At 69.8% G+C, this 19,157-nt stretch carries 21 protein-coding genes and 1 pseudogene; 14 read left to right on the forward strand and 8 right to left on the reverse strand.

Features of this window, described 5'->3' with window-relative positions; all coding sequences use genetic code 11:
• Positions 1-17 precede the first annotated feature (17 nt).
• Positions 18-1,514 (forward strand): aldehyde dehydrogenase family protein, encoded by a 1,497-nt coding sequence (locus L3Q67_RS09585; RefSeq protein WP_499189185.1) that lies wholly within the window; start codon positions 18-20, stop codon positions 1,512-1,514.
• Here the strand turns inward: L3Q67_RS09585 and L3Q67_RS09590 are convergent.
• Complete coding sequence (locus L3Q67_RS09590) at positions 1,495-3,081, reverse strand: GMC family oxidoreductase (RefSeq protein ID WP_499189186.1); 1,587 nt, start codon at positions 3,079-3,081, stop codon at positions 1,495-1,497. The genes L3Q67_RS09585 and L3Q67_RS09590 overlap by 20 nt on opposite strands.
• 235 nt (positions 3,082-3,316) lie before the next feature.
• Here L3Q67_RS09590 and L3Q67_RS09595 point away from each other — a divergent pair, with 235 nt between their 5' ends.
• The 3 genes from L3Q67_RS09595 to purQ all read left to right on the forward strand — a co-directional run bounded on the left by L3Q67_RS09595 (position 3,317) and on the right by purQ (position 4,801).
• Positions 3,317-3,769, forward strand: a complete 453-nt coding sequence (locus L3Q67_RS09595; RefSeq protein ID WP_499189187.1) for a L,D-transpeptidase — start codon at positions 3,317-3,319, stop codon at positions 3,767-3,769.
• Between the two features lie 109 nt (positions 3,770-3,878).
• The gene (gene purS, locus L3Q67_RS09600) at positions 3,879-4,118 is read left to right on the forward strand and encodes a phosphoribosylformylglycinamidine synthase subunit PurS (protein WP_209663632.1); all 240 of its coding nucleotides are present in this window, start codon (positions 3,879-3,881) and stop codon (positions 4,116-4,118) included.
• Positions 4,115-4,801, forward strand: coding sequence for a phosphoribosylformylglycinamidine synthase subunit PurQ (gene purQ / locus L3Q67_RS09605; protein ID WP_499189188.1), 687 nt, complete (start codon positions 4,115-4,117; stop codon positions 4,799-4,801). The genes purS and purQ overlap by 4 nt, the downstream gene beginning before the upstream one ends.
• A gap of 576 nt (positions 4,802-5,377) precedes the next feature.
• Here the strand turns inward: purQ and L3Q67_RS09610 are convergent.
• Positions 5,378-6,279 (reverse strand): annotated as a pseudogene (locus tag L3Q67_RS09610) (EamA family transporter).
• Between the two features lie 84 nt (positions 6,280-6,363).
• Between L3Q67_RS09610 and L3Q67_RS09615 the strand changes: the two are divergent.
• Positions 6,364-6,933, forward strand: coding sequence for a DinB family protein (locus L3Q67_RS09615; protein ID WP_499189189.1), 570 nt, complete (start codon positions 6,364-6,366; stop codon positions 6,931-6,933).
• Between the two features lie 7 nt (positions 6,934-6,940).
• On the opposite strand, the gene pstB is transcribed toward L3Q67_RS09615, so the two are convergent.
• The 6 genes from pstB to L3Q67_RS09645 form a co-directional block, all read right to left on the reverse strand.
• Complete coding sequence (gene pstB / locus L3Q67_RS09620; RefSeq protein WP_499189190.1) at positions 6,941-7,717, reverse strand: phosphate ABC transporter ATP-binding protein; 777 nt, start codon at positions 7,715-7,717, stop codon at positions 6,941-6,943.
• A gap of 7 nt (positions 7,718-7,724) precedes the next feature.
• A complete protein-coding gene (gene pstA / locus L3Q67_RS09625) occupies positions 7,725-8,651 on the reverse strand; it encodes a PstA family ABC transporter permease (protein WP_499189191.1) in 927 nt (308 codons plus the stop codon).
• A gap of 3 nt (positions 8,652-8,654) precedes the next feature.
• Positions 8,655-9,575 carry a PstC family ABC transporter permease gene (gene pstC / locus L3Q67_RS09630; protein WP_499189192.1) on the reverse strand — a complete coding sequence of 307 codons (921 nt, stop codon included), beginning with the start codon at positions 9,573-9,575 and terminating at the stop codon, positions 8,655-8,657.
• Between the two features lie 181 nt (positions 9,576-9,756).
• The gene (gene pstS, locus L3Q67_RS09635; RefSeq protein WP_499189193.1) at positions 9,757-10,896 is read right to left on the reverse strand and encodes a type 2 periplasmic-binding domain-containing protein; all 1,140 of its coding nucleotides are present in this window, start codon (positions 10,894-10,896) and stop codon (positions 9,757-9,759) included.
• A 221-nt stretch (positions 10,897-11,117) separates the two neighbouring features.
• Positions 11,118-11,996, reverse strand: a complete 879-nt coding sequence (mshD, locus tag L3Q67_RS09640; protein WP_499189194.1) for a GNAT family N-acetyltransferase — start codon at positions 11,994-11,996, stop codon at positions 11,118-11,120.
• A gap of 9 nt (positions 11,997-12,005) precedes the next feature.
• Positions 12,006-12,752 (reverse strand): response regulator transcription factor, encoded by a 747-nt coding sequence (locus L3Q67_RS09645; protein ID WP_499189195.1) that lies wholly within the window; start codon positions 12,750-12,752, stop codon positions 12,006-12,008.
• Between the two features lie 183 nt (positions 12,753-12,935).
• On the opposite strand from L3Q67_RS09645, the gene L3Q67_RS09650 reads away from it, so the two are divergent.
• From L3Q67_RS09650 to L3Q67_RS09690, 9 genes are all read left to right on the forward strand, one after another.
• Entirely contained in the window at positions 12,936-13,814 is an 879-nt protein-coding gene (locus L3Q67_RS09650; RefSeq protein ID WP_499191477.1) for an LmeA family phospholipid-binding protein, read from the forward strand.
• 1 nt (position 13,815) lies between these two features.
• Positions 13,816-14,238 carry a thioredoxin family protein gene (locus tag L3Q67_RS09655; RefSeq protein ID WP_499189196.1) on the forward strand — a complete coding sequence of 141 codons (423 nt, stop codon included), beginning with the start codon at positions 13,816-13,818 and terminating at the stop codon, positions 14,236-14,238.
• Between the two features lie 268 nt (positions 14,239-14,506).
• Positions 14,507-14,941: a DUF4395 domain-containing protein gene (locus L3Q67_RS09660; protein WP_499189197.1), complete on the forward strand. Its 435-nt coding sequence runs from the start codon at positions 14,507-14,509 to the stop codon at positions 14,939-14,941.
• A gap of 41 nt (positions 14,942-14,982) precedes the next feature.
• Positions 14,983-15,819: a sulfurtransferase gene (locus tag L3Q67_RS09665; protein WP_499189198.1), complete on the forward strand. Its 837-nt coding sequence runs from the start codon at positions 14,983-14,985 to the stop codon at positions 15,817-15,819.
• Positions 15,819-16,127, forward strand: a complete 309-nt coding sequence (locus L3Q67_RS09670) for a DUF1416 domain-containing protein (RefSeq protein WP_499189199.1) — start codon at positions 15,819-15,821, stop codon at positions 16,125-16,127. Before L3Q67_RS09665 ends, L3Q67_RS09670 begins: the two co-directional genes overlap by 1 nt.
• 174 nt (positions 16,128-16,301) lie before the next feature.
• The gene (locus tag L3Q67_RS09675; protein WP_499189200.1) at positions 16,302-16,916 is read left to right on the forward strand and encodes a heme-binding beta-barrel domain-containing protein; all 615 of its coding nucleotides are present in this window, start codon (positions 16,302-16,304) and stop codon (positions 16,914-16,916) included.
• A gap of 11 nt (positions 16,917-16,927) precedes the next feature.
• Positions 16,928-17,536, forward strand: a complete 609-nt coding sequence (gene pxpB, locus L3Q67_RS09680; protein ID WP_499189201.1) for a 5-oxoprolinase subunit B family protein — start codon at positions 16,928-16,930, stop codon at positions 17,534-17,536.
• Between the two features lie 56 nt (positions 17,537-17,592).
• The gene (locus L3Q67_RS09685) at positions 17,593-18,438 is read left to right on the forward strand and encodes a 5-oxoprolinase subunit C family protein (protein ID WP_499191478.1); all 846 of its coding nucleotides are present in this window, start codon (positions 17,593-17,595) and stop codon (positions 18,436-18,438) included.
• A 2-nt stretch (positions 18,439-18,440) separates the two neighbouring features.
• Positions 18,441-19,157, forward strand: a complete 717-nt coding sequence (locus L3Q67_RS09690; protein WP_499189202.1) for a hypothetical protein — start codon at positions 18,441-18,443, stop codon at positions 19,155-19,157.

Consider the following 19,157-nt stretch of genomic DNA (forward strand, 5'->3'; position numbering starts at 1 on the left):
CAACTCCGGAGACGCCGATGACCGCCGTCCAGCCGAAATCCGCCGCTACCCAGGAGACCTTCGACTCGCTGAGCCCGGCCACCGACGAGGTGGTCGGCACCCACCCGGTGCACACCGCCGCCGAAGTCGAGGCCGCCGTCGCGCGGGCGCGCGAAGCGGCCGTCTGGTGGGAGTCGCTCGGCTTCGGCGGGCGTGCCCAGCGCCTGCAGCAGTGGAAAGGGGTGCTCACGCGCCGGCTGAAGCAGCTCTGCCAGGTCGTCCGCGACGAGACCGGCAAGCCGATCGCGGACGCGCAGCTGGAGTCCGTGCTGGCCATCGAGCACATCTCGTGGGCGGCCAAGAACGCCCGCAAGGTGCTCGGCCGCAAGCGCCGCTCCGCCGGGCTGCTGATGTCGAACCAGGCCGCGACCGTGGAGTACCTGCCGCTCGGCGTGGTCGGCGTGATCGGCCCGTGGAACTACCCGGTGTTCACCCCGCTCGGGTCCATCGCCTACGCGCTCGCCGCGGGCAACGCCGTGGTGTTCAAGCCGAGCGAGTTCACCCCGGGCGTCGGGAAGTGGCTGGTCGACGCGTTCGCCGAGGTCGTGCCGGAGCAGCCGGTGCTGCAGCTGATCACCGGTTACGGCGCCACCGGCGCGGCGCTGACCCGCGCGGGCGTGGACAAGATCGCCTTCACCGGCTCCACCGCGACCGGCAAGAAGATCATGGCGGCCTGCGCCGAGACGCTCACCCCGGTGGTCATCGAGGCGGGCGGCAAGGACCCGGTGCTGGTCGACGCGGACGCCGACCTCGAGGCCGCCGCCGACGCCACGGTGTGGGGCGCGTTCTCCAACTCGGGCCAGACCTGCATCGGCGTCGAGCGCGTCTACGTGCACGAACGGGTGCACGACGAGTTCGTCGCGAAGGTGGTGGAGAAGAGCCAGGCCGTGCGCGCGGGCTCCGATGAGGACGCCCAGTACGGCCCGGTGACCATGCCTTCGCAGCTCAAGGTCATCAAGCACCACATCACCGACGCGTTGTCGCGCGGTGGCAAGGCGCTGGTCGGCGGGGCCGAGGCGGTCGGCGACCGGTACGCCCAGCCGACCGTGCTGGTCGGCGTGCCCGAAGACGCCGAAGCCGTGCGCGAGGAGACCTTCGGGCCGACCGTGACCATCGCGAAGGTGGCCTCGATGGACGAGGCCGTGGAGAAGGCCAACAACACCCGCTACGGCCTCGCGGCGACGGTCTTCTCGAAGTCGCGTGGCATGGAACTGGCCCGGCGCCTGCGCACCGGCATGGCTTCGATCAACGCGCCGCTGTCCTTCGCCGGAATCGCTTCACTGCCGTTCGGCGGCGTCGGCGACTCCGGCTTCGGCCGCATCCACGGGCCGGAAGGGCTCCGCGAATTCGCCCGCACGAAGGCCATCGCGCGTCAGCGGTTCACCGCGCCGATCGCGCTGACCACCTTCGACCGCAAGGAGAAGACCGACGCGCTGGTGGCCAAGCTGATCACCGTCATGCACGGGAAGCGCTGATCAGGTCAGCCGCCTTTTCGGCGACCATGATGGTGGGCGCGTTGGTGTTGCCCCTGGGCACCACGGGCATGATCGACGCGTCCACCACCCGCAGGTTCTCCACCCCGCGCACCCGCAGCTCGGGGTCGACCACGGCCTGCTCGCCGGTGCCCATCGCGCAGGTGCCGACCGGGTGGTACAGCGTCTGCGTGTTCTGGCGGACGTGCTCGCCGAGCGCGTCGTCGTCGATGTCGTGGCGGTCGGGCAGGAACGGCCGGTCCAGGTACCGCTGGAGCCCGCCGCCGCGGCCGATGTCCATCAGCGTGCGCAACCCGGCCAGCATGGCGGTGAAGTCGGCCGGTTCGGCGTAGTACGACGGGTCGATTTCGGGGCGCCACAAGGGATTCGCCGACCGCAGGCGCAGGCGTCCGCGGCTGGCCACCTCGACCAGCGTGGCCGCGGCGGTGAAGCCGGGGGTGGTCGGTTCGCGCATCCCGTTGTCGTAGAACAGGGTCGGCGCCACGTGGAACTGCATGTCGGGCGCGTCCAGGCCGTCGATGGTGGGCATGAAGCCGCCCGCCTCGCCGATGTTCGAGGCCAGCGGCCCGCGCTTGGTCAGCTGGTAGCGCACCATGCCCAGCGGGGTGGCGGCGCTGACCAGGTCGGACGTGCCCTTGGTGGCCCAGATGACCCCGGCGGCCGGGTGGTCGTGCAGGTTCTCGCCGACGCCGGGCAGCGCGGCGACCACGTCGATGCCGTGCTCACGCAGGTGCTCGGCCGGGCCGACGCCGGAGAGCATGAGCAGCTGCGGTGAGTTGACCGCGCCGCCGGAGAGCAGCACCTCGCGCGCGGCGTGGACCGCGCGGTCGGCACCTTTGTCCAAATAGGACACACCGATCGCCTTGGTGCCGTCGAACAGCACGCGGGTGGTCTGCGCGTGCGTGCGCACGGTCAGGTTCGGCCGGTCCATCGCCGGACGGAGGTAGGCGTCGGCGGTGGACCAGCGGCGGCCCTGGTGGCAGGTGACCTGGTACTGGCCGACCCCCTCCTGGCTCTCACCGTTGAAGTCGTCGGTGGGCTTGAGGCCCCAGGTGGTCGCGGAATCGACCCAGGCGTGGGACAGCTCGTGGGTGAACACGCGGTCCTCGACGTGCAGCGGGCCCTCGGTGCCGTGCAGCGGCCCGCCGAGGCGGGTGTTGCGCTCGGCGCGGACGAAGTACGGCAGCACGTCGTCGTGCCCCCAGCCCACGGCGCCGTGCTCATCGCGCCAGCGGTCGTAGTCGGCGCGGTTGCCGCGGATGTAGATCATCGCGTTGATCGAGGAGCAGCCGCCGAGCACCTTGCCGCGTGGCCAGTAGGTGCTCTTGCCGAGGTACTTCTGCTCGACGGTCTCGTAGTTCCAGTCGTGCCGGGTCTTGAACAGCGACGGGAACGCGGCCGGGATGTGGAACTCGTCGTCGGTGTCCTCGCCGCCCGCTTCGAGCAGCAGCACCTCGACCGAGGGGTCCGCGCTGAGCCGGTTGGCCAGCACGCAGCCCGCACTGCCCGCCCCGACGATGACGTAGTCGAAAGTCTCCCGCTCGGCCACGTTGCCTCCTGTTGTTGACCTTCCGCCAAGGCGATGATGGTCTGCTCGGACCCCCGGGGGAAGAGGTGAACCGAGTGTCCCCCGGATGTCGGCGTTTAGCCACGCTCCGTGGTCGTCACGGGGCCGATCCGGTTAATTACCGACTCGCAAGCAACCATTTCCGTGGTCGTCACGTCCAGTCATCAGCAGCACACCAAACACGAGCTCGCACCAGCGAGCGGATGGGAGGCCCACCATGGGAACGCTGCGGAAGATCACCGGTGTGGTCGCGGGTACCGCGGCGATCAGCGCACTGGGGCTCTTCGGTGCCCCTGCGGCGAGCGCTGGTTCGTCGACGTCGATGCCGTGCAGTGCGAAGGCATCGGCCTGCGTGGATCTGAGCGCCAAGCAGGCGTGGCTGGCCGAAGGTGGCGACGTCACCTACGGACCGGTGCCGATGGCGTCCGGGAAGTCCGGCTACCGGACCCCGCCGGGCACGTTCAAGGTCACTTACAAGGACATCGACCACTGGAGCAAGGCCTTCGACGGGCCCATGCCCTATTCGGTGTTCTTCACCAACAGTGGCATCGCCTTTCACAAAGGGAACATCAAGCAGCAGTCGCACGGCTGCATCCGCTTGACGCACGACGCGGCCGTCACCTTCTACAACGCCCTGCAGCCGGGCGAAACGGTGGAGGTCGTGCGCTGAACCGGTCCGGTGGGTGGCTTCTGTCGGGGGGCTACCCACCGGTTCGCCGGTGGGCGTCAAGTACGCTCGTGGGGTACCGCTGACCTGCACACACATGGAGCGACCAGCCGTGGCCCGAGTCGTCGTAGACGTCATGCCCAAGCCGGAGATCCTGGACCCGCAAGGCCAAGCGGTGGCGGGCGCGCTGCCCCGCCTCGGCTTCGAAGGCGTGAGCGATGTCCGCCAGGGCAAGCACTTCGTGCTCGAGGTCGACGACTCCGTCGACGACGAGACGCTCGCCAAGATCGCCGAAGGACTGCTGGCCAACCCGGTGATCGAGGACTGGACCGTGCGGCGGGTGGACGCGTGACCGCCCGCATCGGGGTCATCACCTTCCCCGGCACCCTCGACGACGTCGACGCCGCCCGCGCGGCGCGCTATTCCGACGCCGAAGCCGTCCCCCTGTGGCACGCCGACCACGACCTCCGCGGCGTCGACGCGGTGATCGTGCCCGGCGGCTTCTCCTACGGCGACTACCTGCGCGCCGGGGCCATCGCCAAGTTCGCGCCGGTGATGACCGAGGTGATCGAGGCGGCGGGCAAGGGCATGCCGGTGCTCGGCATCTGCAACGGCTTCCAGATCCTGTGCGAGGCCGGACTGCTGCCGGGAGCGCTGGTGCGCAACCACAAACTGCACTTCGTCTGCCGTGACCAGTGGCTGCGGGTGGAGAACAACACCACCGCGTGGAGCACCCGGTACGAGCAGAATGCCGAAATCCTGATCCCGCTGAAGTCCGGTGAAGGCGGCTACGTCGCCGACCAGTCCACCCTGGACCAGCTGGAAGGCGAAGGCCGCGTGGTCTTCCGCTACGTCGGCGCGAACCCGAACGGCTCGCGCAACGACATCGCCGGCATCACCAGCGCGAACGGCCGGGTCGTCGGCCTCATGCCGCACCCGGAACACGCCATCGACGCCCTCACCGGCCCCTCGGACGACGGCCTGGGCATCTTCTACTCCGCCCTGGACGCCCTAACCCCCGCCCTAACCAGCTAACCCCGGCCCCCCACACTCGCGCACCCGAGTTCCACACTCGCGCACCCGAACCCCACGTTCGGGCACGCGCGTCCCGCGCTGGGGAAGCCGAACCCCACATTCAGGCACGTGAGTCCTGCACTGGGAAAGCCGAGTCCCACGTTCAGGCGCCCGAGTTCGACATTCGGGCAGCCGAGTTCCGCATTCGGGCCGATGAACCCCGCGTTCGCGGCGTGGGTACGAACGCGGGTTCGGGCGCGCGAATGCCCGACTCACCCACGCGAACGTGGGGTTCGGCTGCACGAGTGTGGGGTTCGGATGCCTGAACGTGGGGTTCGGATGCCTGAGTGTGGGACTCGCCCGGGATGGGGCGCCGGTCGGGCGTGTCCCACGTTCCTGCAGCCGAGTCCCACGTTCGGGCACCCAAGTCCGACACTCGGTTAAGCGAGTTCCACATTCGGCTGGCGAATCCACGTTCGCCACGCAGGTGTGTTCGGGCGCGCGAATGTCGAACTCGCCCGCGTGAACGTGGAGTTCGGCTGCACGAGTGCAGGGTTCGGGTGTCTGAACGTGGAACTCGGGTGCACGAGTGTGGGGTTAGGGGGTGGTGGAGCGGGTGGCGCCGATGGAGGCGGCGACGACGCAGCAGATGGCCAGCCATTGCGGCACGTGGAGTGCTTCGCCCAGGACGATGAGGCCGGCGACGGCGGCGACGGCGGGCTCCAGGCTCATGAGGATGCCGAAAACGCGTGGCGGGATCTTGCGCAGCGCCTCGAGTTCGAGTGAATAGGGAATCACCGAGGAGAGCAGCGCGACCATCAGGCCGATGAACAGGACCCACGGGTCCAGCAGGCCGGTGCCGGTTTCCAGGATGCCGGTGGGCATGGCCACCAGCGCCCCGAACGCCATGGCCAGTGCCAGGCCGTTTCCCTCGCTCGTGCGATTCCCGAGCGCCGCGCCCAGCAGGATGTAGGCGCCCCAGCAGAGACCGGCGGCGAGGGCGAAGGCCATGCCGAGCATCGACAGGTCCCCGCGCGTCTCGGAAAGCAGGATCACCCGCCCGCGGCGAGCAGGGCCCAGATGGCGTCTCGCCAGCGGCGCGAGCCTGCGAGCGCCACGCCCAGCGGGCCCAGGAACTCGATGGTCACCGCGATGCCCAGCGGGATCCGGGCGATCGCCTGGTAGAAGAAGATGTTCATGGCCGCCAGCACCAGGCCGTACCCCAGCACCACGGGCACCGCGCGGCGGTCCATGCGCAGGGCCGGGCGCCAGATCAGCAGCAGCACCACCGCGGCGAAGAACAGGCGCAGGGTGACCGTGCCCGCCGGCCCGGTGACCGCGAACAGTTGCTTCGCGAAAGCGGCCCCGACCTGCACGCTGACGATGCCGATGAGCACCTGCAGCGTGGGCGGTATCGCCCCGAGCGTCCGCCCGGCGATGGCGATCAGACCGGACCGGGGCAGCGGCTGCCCCGGTCCATCGATGTACGCACTGACCATGAGCCGAACGTACCAACCGCCCCCGACGATCCCGGATGCCGCAATCTATTGGAATGGAGCATTCCGTTCTGATACACTAGCGGCATGTGGATGAAGACGCTCGAAGAAGCACACGAAGCCCTCCGTACCGTCGTCCGCGGCGTACCCGCCGACGGCTGGCAGCTGCCGACCCCCTGCGACCAGTGGAACGTCACCCAGGTCCTCCAGCACGCCGCCGGCGACCAGCTCGGGTTCGCCGCGTTCCTCACCGGTGGCCCCGGACCGACCGAAGACCCGTTCGCCCCGTCGGGTGAACTCGACGGCAAGGACCCCAGAGCGGTGGTCGAGGCCGCGATCGGCACCGCCGCCGCGGCCTGGGCGACCGTCGACGAGGACGCCACCGAGGTCCCGGTGCCCGTGCCGCCGAACAAGCTGTCCGCCGCACTCGGCTCGGGGGCCTGCGCGCTCGACGCCGCCGTGCACGCCTGGGACATCGCCATCGCCACCGGGCAGCCGTCGCCGCTCACCGACGACCTCGCCCGCGCCCTGCGGCCGGTGGCCGAGGCCATCGTCGAACCGCTGCGCGCGTACGGCGCCTACGCACCCGCCCTGGAAAGCGAAAACGGCGGCGAGGCCGCGGAACTGCTCCGCTACCTCGGCCGCCGTCCGCGGTGAAGGATCCTCAGCCGAAGCGGCCGGAGATGTAGTCTTCGGTCGCCTTCTGGTCGGGGTTGGAGAAGATCTTCTCCGTGTCGTTCAGCTCGACGAGCTGCCCCGGGCGGCCGACCCCGGCCAGGTTGAAGAAGGCCGTCTGGTCCGACACGCGCGCCGCCTGCTGCATGTTGTGCGTGACGATGACGATGGTGAACTCCTTCTTCAGCTCGGCGATCAAGTCCTCGATCGCCAGCGTGGAGATGGGGTCCAGCGCTGAGCACGGCTCGTCCATCAGCAGCACGTCGGGCTGCACGGCGATCGCCCGCGCGATGCAGAGCCGCTGCTGCTGACCGCCGGAAAGGCCACCGCCGGGCTTGTTCAGCCGGTCCTTGACCTCGGTCCAGAGGTTCGCGCCGCGCAGCGCCCGCTCGGCCACCTCGTCCAGCTGCTTCCGGTTCTTCGTGCCAGCCAGCTTCAGCCCGGCCACCACGTTGTCCCTGATGGACATGGTGGGGAACGGGTTCGGCCGCTGGAACACCATGCCGATGGTGCGCCGGACCTGCACCGGGTCCACCGAGTTCGCGTAGATGTCCTCGCCGTCGAGCAGCACCTGGCCCTCGACCCTGGCACCCGGGATCACCTCGTGCATGCGGTTCAGCGTCCGCAGCACGGTCGACTTGCCACAGCCGGACGGCCCGATGAACGCCGTCACGTTCCGCGGCGGCACCGACAGCGACACGCTGTCCACCGCGTGGAACTTGCCGTAGTAGATGTCCACGTCCTTGACGTCGATGCGCTTGGCCATGCTCTTCCTACTTCTTCTTGGGAGCGACCAGGCGCCCGAGGACGGTGGCCGCGAGGTTGATCAGGGCGATGATGAGCACCAGCGTCAGCGCGGCGCCCCAGATGCGGTCGAAGCCGACGCTGCCCTCGGTCATCGAGTTCGTCGCGCGCTCGTTGTTGATCAGCAGCGGCAGCGAGGCCATCTCGCCCTGGAACATGTCCCAGTGCACGAAGGACGAGTACCCGACCAGCACCAGCAGCGGCGCGGTCTCGCCCATCACCCTGGCCAGCGCCATCATGATGCCGGTGATGATGCCGCTCAGCGCGGTCGGCAGCACGATCTTCACGATCGTCTTCCACTTGGGCACGCCCAGCGCGTACGAGGCCTCGCGCAGGTCGTCCGGCACGATCCGGAGCATCTCCTCCGAGGACCGCACGACCACCGGGATCATCAGCAGCACCAGCGCCAGCGACACGGCGAAGCCGTTGCGCGGCAGGCCCAGCGTGGTGATCCAGAGCGCGTAGATGAACAGCGCGGCCACGATCGAGGGCACCCCGGACAGGATGTCGACCATGAACGTGGTCACCTTGGCCAGCCGGGTCCCCCGGCCGTACTCCACCAGGTAGATCGCCACCAGCAGGCCGAGCGGCACGGCGATGAGCGCGCAGACCAGGCCCTGCAGCAGGGTGCCGACGATGGCGTGCAGCACGCCGCCGCCGACCTCGTCGGAGAGCACCAGCGAGAAGTCCTCGGTCCACCAGTTGGAGAACGGGATGCGGGTGATCCCGCTCTCCACCACCGTCCAGAGCACCCAGACCAGCGGCACCACGGCGACCAGGAAAGCCAGCCAGACCAGGACCGTCGCCAGCCCGTTCTTGCTCTTGCGGGCCAGGCTGACCTGCTGGAACGCGGGTGTGGTGGCCGGCCGGTCGGCGTCGGGAATCGTCGCGGTCATGGCTCAGTCCCCCTTCTTGTCGCCGATGATGGACCGGGCCGCGAAGTTGACCACGAAGGTCAGCAGGAACAGCACCAGCCCGGCGGCGATGTAGGCGCCCGCCGAGGTGACGTCGTTGAACTCCGCGTAGTTGGAGGCGATCTTCGAGGCGAAGGTGGCGCCGCCGTCGAACACGCTCCAGTCGAAGGTCCGCCCGACCGGGATGAACAGGATGATCGACAGCGCGATCGTCTCCCCGAGCGCGCGGCCGAGGCCGAGCATCGAGGCACCGACGTACCCGGCCTTGCCGAACGGCAGCACGGTGGTCCGGATGACCTCCCAGCGCGTCGCGCCCAGCGCCAGCGCGCCCTCGATCTGCGCGGTGGGCGTGCGCTCGAAGACCTCGCGGGTCAGCGAGGTGATGATCGGCAGCACCATCACCGCGAGCACCACCCCCGCGGTGAAGATGGTGCTGCGGATGTTCGGCGCGATGTTGCCGTCGCTGAAGATCGGGATCCAGGCGAAGGTGTCGTTGATCCACTGCGCGAACGGCTCCATCGCCGGCGCCAGGAACAGCAGGCCCCACAGGCCGAAGATGATCGACGGCACGGCGGCCAGCAGGTCGATCACGTAGGCGAACGGCCTGGCGAGCCGTGGTGGCGCGTACTGGGTGAGGAACAACGCGATGCCCAGCGACACCGGCATCGCGATGACCAGCGCGACCAGCGAGGTGGCCACGGTCACCGACAGCAGGTCGGCGATGCCGAAGCGCAGGTTCTTCGAGTCCCCGGTCTCCCAGACGCTGGAGAAGAAGCTGACCTGGTTGGCCTGCAGCGCGGGGATCGCCTGCAGCAGCAGGAACAACCCGATCAGCGCGATCAGGACGACCACGAAGATGCCGCTGCCGGTGGTGAGGTTCTTGAAGATGCGGTCACCCGGCCGCACCTTGCCCTTCCTGGGGGCGCTGGCGGGGGCTGGTTGCTCGGAAATCGGACCCTCCGGCACGGATGCGGACGGCGGACGCCCACCGGTGTCACCGGTGGGCGTCCGCGTCGAGGTTGGCTCGTTCATCGGCATGATCGCCTTGGCCTGTCTCTACCCTCGTCTCAAGCTGTCCGCAAGCAGGTCAGGCGATGGCCTTGACCGCGGTCAGCACCTTCTCCTGCAGGCTCTGCGGGATGGACACGTAGCCCTTGTCGGCCAGCGGCTGCTGCCCGTCGGTGGCGGCCACGTTCAGGAAGGCGCGGACGGCCTTGGCCACCTCGGGGTCGGCGTACTTGGAGCAGACGATCTCGTAGGTGACCAGCAGCAGCGGGTAGGTGCCCGCGGCCTTGGACGAGTAGATCGCGTTCAGGTCGAGCGCGAGGTCGTTGGTGCCCTCGGTCTTGAACTTCGCGCTGTCGAGCGTCTTGGCGACGTTCTCCGGGGTCAGCTCGACCGCACCGGCACCGCTGTCGATCTGGGCGGCCTTCACGCCGTCCTTGGCGAACGCGGCTTCGACGTAGGTGATCGCGCCGTCGGCGGCCTTGGCGGCCTCGACCACGCCGTTGGACTTCTCCGCGCCGTTGCCCACGCCGCCCTTGAACTGCTTGCCGGCGCCCTGGGTCCACGCCTGCGGGGCCGCGGCCTGCAGGTACAGCTGGAAGTTGTCGGTGGTGCCCGACTCGTCCGAGCGGGAGACGACCTGGATCGGCTTGGCGGGCAGGGTCAGGCTCTCGTTGCCCTTGACCGCCTTGATGGCCGGGTCGTCCCAGGTCTTGATGCCACCGTTGAAGATCTTGGCGGTGACCTCGGGGGTGAGGACCAGCTTGTCCACGCCCTGCAGGTTGTAGGCGACCGCGACCGGGCCGACCACCAGGGGCAGGTTCCAGGCGTCGCTACCGGCGCAACGCTCCTTGGCGTCGGCGACCTCGCCCTTCTCCGCGCTCAGCGGCGAGTCCGAACCGGCGAAGTCGACCTGGCCGGCGATGAACTGCTTGACGCCGGCACCGGAACCGCTGGGGTTGTAGTTCACCTGCTGACCGGCGCACTTGCGCTGGTACTGCTGGGAGAAGATGTCGATCGCGGCCTTCTGGGCCGAGGACCCTTCCGCCGAAAGCGGGGTCTTGCCACCGCAGTCGACCTGGGCGGTGCCCGACGGCGCCGCGGCGGCACCCGTCTGCGGCGCGTTGGTGTTGGTCGCCGCGGGGTCGGAACCACAGGCCGTCAGCACGAGGGCGGCGCCAGCCACCAGGCCGATGACCGCGTGCGGCCGCTTGATCTTCACTGCATTTCCTCCGCGTGGAAGAGAGTCCGTGGGTGTTCGCCGCGGCTAGTGACCGCGCCGATTCCGGACAGTAGGCAGCGACAATGGACGGATGGCCGTCAATAAATGAACGGAAGGTGAACAAGGCCGCCATTGTGAGCAGCGCGACTAGTCTCGACAGCCCCTCGTGTCCTGGCCGTGACCTGGGCGTTTGCCGACCGTGACGAGTTCATGGCTCCGGGTTAACGGGAATATTGCACGTCGACTTCGTAGCGCTGGAAACCCAGTTTCGTGTAAACGGCGACAGCGGGTGCGTTGTCCCCTTCGACGTACAGGATCACTCGCCGCAATCCCCGCGCGCGCAGATATCGGAGCCCGGCCAGGGTCAGTGCTTTGCCGAGGCCGCCGCCCTGCGCCCCGGGGTCCACGCCGACCACGTAGACCTCGCCGACGGGCTCGCCGTCGAAGCGGGTCGGGTTCGGTGGGTGCACCTTCGTCCAGTGGAAGCCGATCACGTCACCGTCGCGCTCGGCGACGAAGAAGCCGTCGGCGTCGAACCAGGATTCACGCTCGGTGGCCAGGAGTTCGTCGACGCTGAACGCGCCCTGCTCGGGGTGCCAGTCGAAGGCACGCGCGTTGACCGCGATCACGGCCTGCTCGTCGCGGCCGGGTTCGAAGGTGCGCAGGGAGACCGCGTCGGCGAGCTTGGGCTCGGGCCAGTCCTGGCCTTCGACCTCCGCGCTGAGCACCAGCAGCTCCCGCGCGCGCCGCATGCCGAGCTTCGAAGCGATCTTGGCGGCGCCCGGGTGGTCGCCGTGGGCCCAAACGCGCAGTTCGCCGTCACGGGCCAGTAGCGCCTGCGCCATCGCGGTTCCGTGCCCGCGACGGCGGTGGTCCGGGTGCACGACCAGCTCGGCGACCTGGCGGCCGAAGGAATCCCCGGCGGTGTCGAGGTGGGTGTGACCGACCAGCTCCCCACCCTCGCGCACGAGGAGGTGCAGCCCACCGGAGGGCGGTTCGACGTCTTCCGGGCGGCCGTCGGCCTCACGGGCGGCGAGCAGCAGCTCGCGCACCCGCCCGGCGTCGGCTTCGTCCAGTTCCTCCGACCACTGCGCGTTCATACAACCAAGTTAACGGTTGCTGTACTCCTGGCGCGGCACCTCGGCCTGCGGCTCGGCGGCCATCGACTTGCCGGCGCCCTTGACCGGGCGCTCGAACTTGTAGCCCACGTTGCGCACGGTGCCGATCATCTGCTCGTGCTCGGGGCCGAGCTTGGCGCGCAGCCGCCGGACGTGCACGTCGACCGTCCGGGTGCCGCCGAAGAAGTCGTAGCCCCAGACCTCCTGAAGCAGCTGGGCGCGGGTGAACACCCGGCCCGCGTGCTGCGCGAGGTACTTGAGCAGCTCGAACTCCTTGTAGGTCAGTTCGAGGGTGCGCTTGCGCAGGCGCGCGGTGTAGGTGGCCTCGTCGATCACCAGGTCACCGATGCGGACCTCGGCGTCGGCCTGCTGGCCACCGCCGTCGCGGGTGCTGACCAGCCGCAGCCGGGCGTCCACCTCGGCGGGACCGGCGGTGGGGAGCATGATGTCGTCGGTGCGCCACTCGGAGCTGACCGCGACCAGGCCGCCCTCGCCGACCACGGCGATCACCGGGGTGGCGGTGTCCTCGTCGCCGGCGCCCTTGAGCAGGCGGCACAGGCTCTTCGCCGAGGCCAGATCGGTGCGGGCGTCGAGCAGGATCACGTCGCGGTGGCCCGCGTCGAGCAGGGCGGTGACCTCCGGCGGCCGGACGCGTACGGTGTGCGGCAGCAGATCCAACGCGGGGAGCACCGAAGTGGCATCCGGTTCCGCAGTGAGTACCAGCAGGTCCAGGCTCATCGCCACACCGCCTTATCGTTTCGCGAGCACGCCGCTTCGGAACTGCTCGGGTCGGTGCTGAGTGAGAATAGCGACTGAACACGGGAAAGACATCCTGCTGCCGCCTTGGTCACATCCGATCACGGCAGCTTGCGTCGATCCAGAACCCCTGGTGAGAGGAAGCGCGGACGAGTGAGCGGCCCGGTGACCCAGTACGACACGAGCGCCCCCCGGCCCGATGGCCGGCCGCGCGGGAGACGGGCCCGGCGGATCATCATCGTGGTGGTCGTGCTGGCCGCGATCCTGACCGCGGCCGATTTCGGCGCCGCCGCGTTCGCCGAGCACACGGTGTCGCAGAAGACCCGCGAGCGGTTCCAGCTGACCGACGACCCGGCGGTCACCGTGCACGGCTTCCCGTTCCTGACCCAGGCGCTCGGCGGTGAGTACGGTCACATCTCGCTGTCCGCCGCCGGGGTGCCGATCCAGGACATCCTGCGCGACGTGGAGCTCAAGGCCGACCTGCGCGACGTCGACGCCCCGCTGTCCGACCTCATCGGCGGCAAGCTGGAGACGATCAAGATCGGCACGCTGGAGGGCTCGGTCAAGATCAAGGACAGCGACATCGCCCGCGTGGAGCCGCTGACCAAGATCGAGAACCTGCGCATCGACCCGGCCGACGAGGACTACGTGCGCAACGGCGGCTCGGACCCCGACGCCCCGACCACCATCGAGCCCGGCGACGAAGCGCTCGACGACGCCTCGGCGGGGGTGCGCATGTCCGGCACGCTGCAGCTGGCCGGGGAGAAGCTCGAGCTGTACTGCTTCGCGATGATCGAGCTCGACGGCACCGCCATCCACATCACCCCCGAGCGGCTCCAGTTCGGGAATGACGGCGAGACCACGATCGTTCCACCCCAGGTCCAGAAAGCACTGCTGCCCAACTTCAAGGCCACCGTCGACGCCGGCAGCCTCCCGTTCGAGGTGACGCCGAAGGCGGTGCGCGTGGAGGAGGGCGCGGTGATCCTGAAGGGCGAGGCGAAGAACGTCACCTTCGCCGGAGCCGGAGCCACCGCGGGAGGATGACTTGGCCGGAATCTGGGTGCTGCTCGGCACGCTGGTCGTGGCGACCGCCGCGGGCCTGCTGCTGCAGCGGCGCAACGGCCGGATCAAGCAGCCCAAACCCGTGACCGCACTACCCGCACCGGTGGCCGGCGCGCTCGATCCGGGCGCCCCGGTCACCCTGGTGCAGATCTCCACCACCTTCTGCGCGCCGTGCCGCCAGACCCGCGCGCTGCTGACCCACCTCGCCGGGAAGACCGACGGCCTCGCGCACGTCGACCTGGACGTGACGAACCAGCCGGAGGTCGCCCAGCACCTCGGTGTGCTGCGGACGCCGACCACCCTCGCCTACGCGCCGGACGGCCGGGAACTGCTGCGCGTCGGCGGCGTCCCCAAGGCCGCTGACCTGCTGGAAGCACTCGAGCCCTACCTCAAGACGTCCGCATAGCGGGATCCGTCTCATCAGGTGAGCGATCTTCCCACTCTGAGGGAGCGTGGGTACGCTGACGCTCGTGCACTCGCCCCAGCCGGATTCCTCCATGCGGCGCTGGTACCTCACCCAGCGGCGCGCGGTCGACCTGTGCCGGGTCCGCAGCAGCCTCTGTCGCCGCTGACGCGTTCACCGCACCCTTCTGTCGTCGGTGAACCGCTTTCCCCAGCTCATTTCGTGTGTTTTCCGCGCGTGCCCGCGCCGCAAACAGAGCCAAGGAGGTGCCATGCCGGCAGGACCAGCGGTCGATCCACGGGGCCCCCGGTTCTCGGCCGTCCTGACCACGATCGTGCTCGCCGTGGTCCTGGTCACCGGGTGGTGGCCGCTGCTGGCCGCCCAGACGGTGGTCTTCGCCATCGGCGCCTTCATCGGCCTCAAGCCCGCCCCCTACTCCCTGCTCTACCGCTACCTGGTCGCCCCGCGGCTGGCACCGCCCACTGAGCGGGAGGACGCGGCGCCGCTGCGGTTCGCGCAAGCCGTCGGCTTCGTGTTCGCGCTGGCGGGCACCATCGGCTACGCCACCGGGATCACCGCGCTCGGCGTCGTCGCCACGGCGTTCGCCCTGTTCGCGGCCTTCCTGAACGCGGCGTTCAACTTCTGCCTCGGCTGCGAGGTGTACCTGCTGGTGCGGCGGTTCACGCCGACGGCGAAACCCACCTGATCACCGGAAAGTCCCGAACCCAAGAAAGGCAGTGCCGCTCCATGAGCCGTGAAGACGTGCTGGTCACCACAGCATGGGCAGAAGAGAACCTCGACACCCCCGGCGTCGTCTTCGCCGAGGTCGACGAGGACACCACCGCCTACGACGGCGGCCACATCCGCGGCGCGGTGAAATTCGACTGGCGCAAGGACCTGCAGGACCCGGTCCGCCGCGACTTCGTGTCGAAGGAGGGCTTCGAGGCCCTGCTGTCCGAGAAGGGCATCGGCAACGACGACCGGGTCATCCTCTACGGCGGCAACAACAACTGGTTCGCCGCCTACGCCTACTGGTACTTCAAGCTCTACGGCCACGAGAACGTGCAGCTGCTCGACGGCGGCCGCAAGAAGTGGGAGCTCGACGGGCGCCCCCTCGACACCGGTGACGTCAAGCGCGAGCGCACCGAGTACCAGGCCAAGGAACAGGACCACTCGATCCGGGCCTTCCGCGACGAGGTCGTGCAGGCCATCGGGCAGAACAACTTCGTCGACGTGCGGTCCCCCGACGAGTTCTCCGGCAAGCTGCTCGCCCCGGCGCACCTGCCGCAGGAGCAGTCGCAGGTCCCCGGCCACATCCCCGGCGCGCTGAACGTGCCGTGGGCGAAGGTGGCCAACGAGGACGGCACCTTCAAGACCGAGGAAGAGATCAAGGAGCTGTACGCCGCCGAGGGGCTCGACGAGTCCAAGGCGACCATCGCGTACTGCCGGATCGGGGAGCGCTCCTCGATCGCCTGGTTCGCCCTGCGCGAGCTGCTCGGCTACCAGAACGTGAAGAACTACGACGGATCGTGGACCGAATACGGCTCGCTGGTCGGCGTGCCGGTCGAGACGGGAGCGAAGTGATGGCGGACGACGGTTGCGGCGCCCCGGCGCAGGAGGCCACCCCGGCCGACTTCGACACCAACGGCCAGGTCGTGCTCGCAGGCAAGGTGACCGGCGAGACCGGGCCGCTGGGCGGTGCCTTCGTGCGCCTGCTCGACTCCGGCGGCGACTTCACCGGCGAGGTGGTCTCCTCGGCCGACGGCGACTTCCGCTTCTACGCCGCGCCCGGCGAGTGGACCGTGCGCGCGCTGCACCGCAGCGGCAACGGTGAGGCGAGTGTCACCGCCGAGGGCCCCGGCCTGCACCGGCTGGCGGTCGCGGTCTCCTGACCACGGCTTTGTGCGCGAGGGGCTCTCCCAGGCGGGAGGGCCCCTCGTTTCGTCTCCGGTTATCCTGCTCGCGTGCATATCTTCTTCACGGTGATGCTGGTGCTGTCGGGAGTCTTGGTGACGTGGTTCGCCGCCTACGTGGTGTACCGCCTCTACACCGACAGCCGCTGACCCATGTCCTCCGGCGACGACGCGATCCAGGCCGCTGCTGAACGCGCGGAGCAAACGCGCGCGCTCAACCTGCCCCAGTTCGACGACCTGCCCATCCCGGCAGACACGGCGAACCTGCGCGAAGGCCCCGAGCTGCACGAGCAGTGCGTGCCCCTGCTGCCGCTCGTCGGCGTCTGGCGCGGTGAGGGGGAGGTCAACTACCCCACCATCGACGGCCCGCGCCGCCTCGCGCAGCAGCTGACCATCGCGCACGACGGCCGCCCGTTCCTCTACCACGAGGCGCGGTCCTGGCTGCTCGACGAGAACGGCGAGGTCATCCGCCCGGCCGCCCGTGAGACCGGCTGGTGGCGCCCGCAGCCGGACGACTCCTTCGAGCTGCTGCTGACGCACAACACCGGCATCATCGAGCTGTTCTACGGCGAGCCGCGCAACCTGACGTCGTGGGAGATGGCCACCGACGCGGTGGTGCGCAGCAAGTCGGCCAAGGAGGTCACCGGCGCCAAGCGGCTGTACGGCCTGGTGAACAAGACCGACCTCGGGTACGTGGAGGAGCGCGCGATGGTCGGCCAGGAGATGCAGCCGCACGTTTCGGTCTACCTGCACCGCGTGGTGGGCTGAGCAGCGGCCCGATGCGCTGGCTCCCCTATGGACCCGACGCCACGCTGATCGAGTGCTCCTCGCTCGAGGAGGCCGGCGCGGTCCGCGCCGTGGTCGCGACAGCCGGGCTGCCCGAAGTGACCGAGATCGTGCCGGGCGCACGGACCGTGCTGGTCGCCGTGGCCCCCGGCGCCGGGCTCGCCGGACTCCGTTCCCTGTTCGAGGCCGCTGATCTGGACCACCCGCCCGCCGGGGACCCGCGTGAGATCACCCTCGACGTGCACTACGACGGCGCCGATCTGGACGAGGTCGCGCGGACCGCGGGCCTGGCCCCCGCGGAGGTGGTCGACCTGCACACCGGCGCCGAGTACACCGTCGCGTTCACCGGGTTCGCGCCCGGCTTCGGCTACCTGACCGGGCTGCCGGAGCCGCTGCGGCAGTCGCGTTTGGACAGTCCGAGGACGAAGGTGCCCGCCGGGTCCGTCGGCCTGGCCGGCGAGTTCACCGGGGTCTACCCGCGGTCCTCGCCCGGTGGCTGGCGGCTGATCGGGCACACCGAAACCGTCTTGTTCGACCCGCGCGCGGACCGGCCCGCGCTGCTCTCCCCCGGTGACAAAGTCCGTTTCCGGAGCCTCTCGTGAGCAGTTCGGGGGTCCGGGGGTCGTCCCCCGTGCAGACCACACAGCGGGCGCTCGAAGTGGTGGACCCCGGCCCGTCGGCCCTGGTCCAGGACCTCGGCAGGCCGGGGCTGGCCCACCTGGGCGTGCCGCCGTCCGGCGCGCTGGACGTGCCCGCGCTGCGCCTGGCCAACCGGCTCGTCGGCAACCCGGAGTCGGCGGCGGGTGTCGAAGCGCTGCTCGGCGGGTTGCGCGTGCGAGCCGGGGCGTCGTGCACGGTCGCGGTGACCGGCGCGGCGGTGCCCGTCCTGGTGGACGGCGGGCCGATGGGTTCCCATGTCCCGCTGCACCTGCGCGCCGGTCAGACGCTCGCGCTCGGCACCCCGGCCACGGGCCTGCGCTGCTACCTGGCGGTGTCCGGCGGTATCGCGGTCGAGCCGGAACTGCGCAGCCGGTCGCGGGACGTGCTCTCGGAGATCGGCCCGCCGCCGCTCGCCGCGGGTGACGTGCTGCCGGTGGGCCCGCCGACCGGGGTGCCCGAGGGCGCCGACGTGCTGGCCCCGCCGGTCTTCCCCGGTGAGCTGAGCATCCCGGTGCACCTCGGCCCGCGTGACGACTGGTTCGACGACGCGGCCGCGCAACTCGCGGGACCGTGGACGGTCACCCCGGAGTCCAATCGGGTGGGGCTGCGGCTCGACGGACCGGCGTTGCGCCGATCGGTTGAACGTGACGGCGTGGAACTACCCAGCGAAGGCATCCTCACCGGCGCCATCCAGGTGCCGCCGAGCGGCCTGCCAGTGGTTTTCCTCGCCGACCACCCGAGCACCGGGGGCTATCCGGTACTCGGGGTAGTGCGAGCGAGATCACTCGCCGCGCTGGGACAGGCACGGCCAGGAACCAGACTGCGCTTCCGCTCGTCGACCTGAGTATGGAAGAGGTCACGGTCACCGGCGGCGCGGGCGTCGTCGAGGTCAGGGGGAGCGTCACCGAGCACGGGTACGTGGAAAGTCTGCTGTACCTCGGTGGCGCCGTGGCACTACTGGACAGTTCGGCGTACGAGGGGTCGATCGGGCGGCTGATCGCCAGGGCACCGTTCTCGCCCACCCGCCCGGAGGTGGCGGACCGGCTGCGGATCGCGCTGGCCACCGGGCAGATCCGGCGGCCGCTGACGGAGACGCTGCGGCCGCTCACCGCGTTGCTGGCGGACGGGCGCTACGAGCTGAGCGGCCCGGAGCCGCTGTTCACCGCGTCCGCCGACCAGCGCGGCTGGTACGTCATGGGGGTCGAAGCCGACGAGCCGAAGTGGATCTACGAGGAGCAGGACGACCGCTACCTGGTGCCCACGGACGTGTGGCCGCCGGAGGACGAGTCGCGCGTCGGCTACTACCGCACGGCGATCCGCGCGGGCTACCGGCCGACAGCGGTGCTGCTGCACCTGGCGGGCAAGCAGCGCTACAGCGGCTACATCCTGGACGGGCACCACAAGGTCGCGGCGTACCTGGCCGAGGGCGTGGTGCCGCAGGTCGTGCGGATCTCGCGGGTGGACGCCCCGGCGATCACCGCGGCCGACGTCCGCGAGGCGTTCAGCGCCAAGGCGCTGGCGCACCGCGACTTCGGCAGCCTGTTGCGCGTGCTGGAGCGGTGA

The sequence above is a fragment of the Saccharothrix sp. AJ9571 genome (assembly GCF_021725495.1).
Classification (GTDB): Bacteria; Actinomycetota; Actinomycetes; order Mycobacteriales; family Pseudonocardiaceae; genus Amycolatopsis; species Amycolatopsis magusensis.